Source organism: Pseudomonas khavaziana (assembly GCF_019145205.1).
GTDB classification, from domain to species: Bacteria; Pseudomonadota; Gammaproteobacteria; order Pseudomonadales; family Pseudomonadaceae; genus Aquipseudomonas; species Aquipseudomonas khavaziana.
The window spans coordinates 1-1,588 of sequence record NZ_JAHSTT010000038.1 but is presented as its reverse complement, the minus strand read 5'-3'; the positions used below and the strand labels follow the sequence as shown (position 1 = coordinate 1,588).

The following is a 1,588-nucleotide window of genomic DNA, read 5'->3' as shown; positions in this document are numbered from 1 at the left end:
GACGTCATCTGGCGCCACAACCGAGACAGAACCGCTGGATTGGTTCACGCCGATAGTGATGGACTGACCGTTATCCAAGGTGACGGTGAGCGGGTTGGTGATGTTAGTCACCGGCGCACCGTTTTTATCCACAAGGCTGGCGGTGTAGACGATGTTGCCGCCTTCGCCGACGGTGGTGGTGGCGGTCAGAACTACGTCCACCTTGTCGATGGTATCGTTGATCGTGGTGGTCGCGCCGTTGCCCGCAACTTCCAGCTTCTCGAAGTTGCCGCCAGTGGTCTCAGTGATCTGGACGGTCTGGGTGCTCTTGTCGATGAATACGTCATCCGTCGGTGCAGGGACAGTTACCGTACCGACAGTGTCGCCAGCTTTAATGGTGATCGACGAACCGTTATCCAACTTCAAGGTGACGTCACTACCGGCCTTATTGCTCAAGGTCGCGGTATAGGTGATTTCGCCACCTTCGTTTACAGCACTTGGTGCAGTCAGCGTGACGGTGGTGGTGTTATCGGTACCCGGTGTATCCGTAACGGTGGTATTCACCGCGGCAGTACCCGGTACCAGATTCTCGAAATGCTCACCGCCAGTGACGCTTGTGATAGCGGTGGTGACGGTCTGATCGCCTTTGTAGACATCATCCGGAGCCACAACAGTAGCGGTGCCGCTCGACTGGTTCACTCCGATAGTGATGGTCTGGCCGTTATCCAGGGTGACAGTCAGCGGGTTGGTGATGTTGGTCACCGGCGCGCCGTTCTTATCCACAAGGCTGGCGGTGTAGACGATGTTGCCGCCTTCGCCGACGGTGGTGGTGGCGGTCAGAACCACATCGACCTTATCGATGGTGTCGTTGATCGTGGTGGTAGCGCCGTTGCCTGCAACTTCCAGCTTCTCGAAGTTGCCGCCAGTGGTCTCAGTGATCTGGACGGTCTGCGTGCTCTTATCGATGAACACGTCATCGGTAGGCGCCGGAACGGTCACAGTACCAACGGTATCGCCCGCCTTGATGGTGATCGACGAGCCATTATCCAACTTCAACGTAACGTCAGTGCCCGCTTTATTGGAAAGCGTAGCGGTGTAGGTGATCTGTCCACCTTCGTTAGCTTCAGACGGAGCCGTCAGGGTCACGGTGGTGGTGTCGATCGAATCAGTAACCGTAGTGACCGCCGGTGTGGTACTCGGCACCAGGCTTTCAAAGTTGCCGCCGGTCGCGCCGGTGATGGTTGTGCTGATGGTGCTGCCATTGACGTAAACGTCATTGGGCGGCGTGTCCACGACCACGCTGCCGACAGACTCGCCCGCCTTGATAGTGATCACCGAGCCATTGCTCAAGGTGACAGTTACAGGCGTCTGCGCCGGGTTGGTCAAGGTCGCGGTGTAGGTGATTTGCCCGCCTTCGGTCACGGTTTCGCCAGCGGTCAGCGTGACGGTGGTGGCGTCGACCGAATCGGTGATGGTGGTGACCGCCGGCGTGGTGCTCGGCACCAGGTTCTCAAAGTTGCCGCCCGTTGCGCCCGTGATGGTGGTGCTGACGGTTGAACCGTTGTTGTAGACATCGTTGACCGGGGTCTCCACGACGACCGTGCCCGTC

General features: G+C 58.4%; 1 protein-coding gene. It reads right to left on the bottom strand.

The window, feature by feature from the left end; genetic code table 11:
- On the bottom strand, positions 1-1,588 hold a 1,588-nt coding region (locus KVH01_RS29385), incomplete at both ends, for an immunoglobulin-like domain-containing protein (protein WP_318836593.1).